Here is a 2047-nt window from a genome sequence, read left to right on the forward strand (position 1 = left end):
CATGCCGATGTGGTAGCACATACTGAGGGGGTCATATGGCACAGCAAACCGTGAGTTTTAAGGAAACGATGCGAGCTTGTTTCAAATCATTGATGTCTTTTGAAACGAGTGTTTACCAAGAAACAAAGCACATTCTATCCTATGTCTCTGAACAATGGGATGATGAAGTTTGGATGATGAAGAATGACCCAGAGTCTAAGGAGTTACTGAAGCAGGAAGACGATAATGCAGCTTATTATCATGAATGGTGGTTGGCTGAAATAGAAAATCTAGCGGATCCTTATTTGCGTGAAATTTATCAGCTCCCCATTGAGCTAGAACATCAAGGCATCTATTCAGCAGGAGAGTGGGTGCATGTTGGTCATTATCGCTGTCAAAATTGTGGGACAATCACTCACATCTTTCATTTTCAGGAAATGAAAGGTTGTCATCGGTGTGAAGGAAGGCGATTTTTCAGAAAAAATCATCAATCATGACGCATTGATAGGATGGCATGATATCCTATCGCCCTTTGTCAAGTAGTGAATAATAAATATAAGGCAGACGAATGGATGTTGCGGCATTGGCGCGGTTGTCAAAAAGACAGTTAGACTATTCAATCAATAATAAAGTCGTCGATAAACTTGTGGCTGAATCCAGCCACTCCCAAGCAGATTTTATCGGACAAGACCGCGCACGCGAAGCGCTGGAGTTTGGACTGGGATTGGATTTCCCTGGATACAATATTTACGTTATGGGTGAACCTGCACTAGGTCGCCATACGTTGATCACGCGCTATGTGAAGCAAAAAGCGCAACAAAAAGCCAACCCCAAACAGTTGGTGTTACCTGAATAACTTTGAAGATACACGCCAGCCAAATATCCTGAAGTTAGCTGTGGGGGATGGAAGCTATTCCATCGAGATATCTCATCACTGATTGACGAATTGTTTGATACATTTCCAGCAGCATTTGATAACCCGGGTTATCAACGGAAGAAAAGTGCAATCAATAAAGTATTTGAAAATAAGTACGAAGCAGCGTTACGTGAAGTGGAAGTCATTGCACAAAACCAAAGCATTGCCATGTTTGAAGATACTGGGACAGTCAGCTTTTCACCGATTGTTGATGGCAATATTATTGATGATGCTGATTTTCCGAAACTGACAGAGGGCCAGCAGGAATTTTTCTACTCAGCAATTGAGTCACTTGAGAGTGTTTTTAACGAAAGTTTACTTCGGAACTGCCAGGATGGAAACGGGAGCTGTCTGAGCAGTTGCGTGAATTACAACGAGACACTATCGAAAGTGCGATCAAACCATTACTGAAAGAATTGGAACATAAATACTCCTACCAATTGGGTATTTTGAAATACATCCGGGATATGCGTCCCCACCCTATTGATACTGTTGCGGATTGGCTTGTTGATGAAGGAGAGGAAAAGCACGAAGATATCGACCGAAAATCTATTTTTACCGAACAATTTCAGCCCAATGTGTTCATTGAGCATGAAGAGAAAACGGGCGTACCCATCATTTTCGAATCAAACCCAACGTATCAAAATGTATTTGGAAGAATCGAATATTCTGGATTGCAGGGGGTACTGCTGACAAATCATCGGATGATCCGAGAAGGGGCACTTCATCGCGCAAATGGTGGCTATCTGATCCTTGAAGCAGAGAAAATGCTTCAGCAACCGAATGTTTGGGATGCTTTAAAACGAGCGCTTAAGCAAAGTCTATATGGACCCACCCCAAACGGACAGTACGTTGAGTAACTCAATGACTTTACTGCCCCAAGCAATGCCTCTGGATGTGAAAGTGGTTTTGATGGGAAGTAGAGACTTGTATTACTTTATGCAGGATCATGATGATGAGTTTAGTGAGTGGTTTCGTGTGCTGGCTGATTTCGAAAGTTACTTTCCAAAGGACGAAATCTACTTAAGACAATTTGTTGGTCAGATTAAGACATTTGCCCAAGAAGTCATTGGCAAGGATTTAACTCGAGACGCGATTAAAAGTTTAATTAAAGGTGCTGCTACCGTCGAGTCAACAACGAAAGTTAACCTT

Annotated in this window: 4 protein-coding genes and 1 pseudogene; all 5 read left to right on the top strand. The window is 42.1% G+C overall.

Annotation, left to right across the window (positions count from 1 at the left end; all coding sequences use genetic code 11):
- The first annotated feature begins 35 nt into the window (after positions 1 to 35).
- On the top strand, positions 36 to 476 hold the full coding sequence (locus ACXAC4_RS18735; RefSeq protein ID WP_474814889.1) for a zinc ribbon-containing protein: 441 nt from the start codon (positions 36 to 38) through the stop codon (positions 474 to 476).
- Between the two features lie 71 nt (positions 477 to 547).
- Complete coding sequence (locus tag ACXAC4_RS18740; RefSeq protein WP_475164554.1) at positions 548 to 835, top strand: hypothetical protein; 288 nt, start codon at positions 548 to 550, stop codon at positions 833 to 835.
- Positions 828 to 917: a hypothetical protein gene (locus tag ACXAC4_RS18745; protein ID WP_475164559.1), complete on the top strand. Its 90-nt coding sequence runs from the start codon at positions 828 to 830 to the stop codon at positions 915 to 917. The genes ACXAC4_RS18740 and ACXAC4_RS18745 overlap by 8 nt, the downstream gene beginning before the upstream one ends.
- An 8-nt stretch (positions 918 to 925) precedes the next feature.
- Positions 926 to 1306, top strand: coding sequence for a hypothetical protein (locus ACXAC4_RS18750; protein WP_475164557.1), 381 nt, complete (start codon positions 926 to 928; stop codon positions 1304 to 1306).
- Positions 1307 to 1362: 56 nt separating this feature from the next.
- Positions 1363 to 2047, top strand: a pseudogene (locus tag ACXAC4_RS18755) (AAA family ATPase); the annotation flags it as partial.

The sequence above is a fragment of the Pseudoalteromonas sp. AWM4_233 genome (assembly GCF_056158285.1).

What these genes read in the sequence shown, in the direction of transcription:
- ACXAC4_RS18735 (WP_474814889.1), top strand. Translation starts at nt 36, where the DNA reads ATGGCACAGCAAACCGTGAGTTTTAAGGAAACGATGCGAGCTTGTTTC.
- ACXAC4_RS18740 (WP_475164554.1), top strand. Translation starts at nt 548, where the DNA reads ATGGATGTTGCGGCATTGGCGCGGTTGTCAAAAAGACAGTTAGACTAT.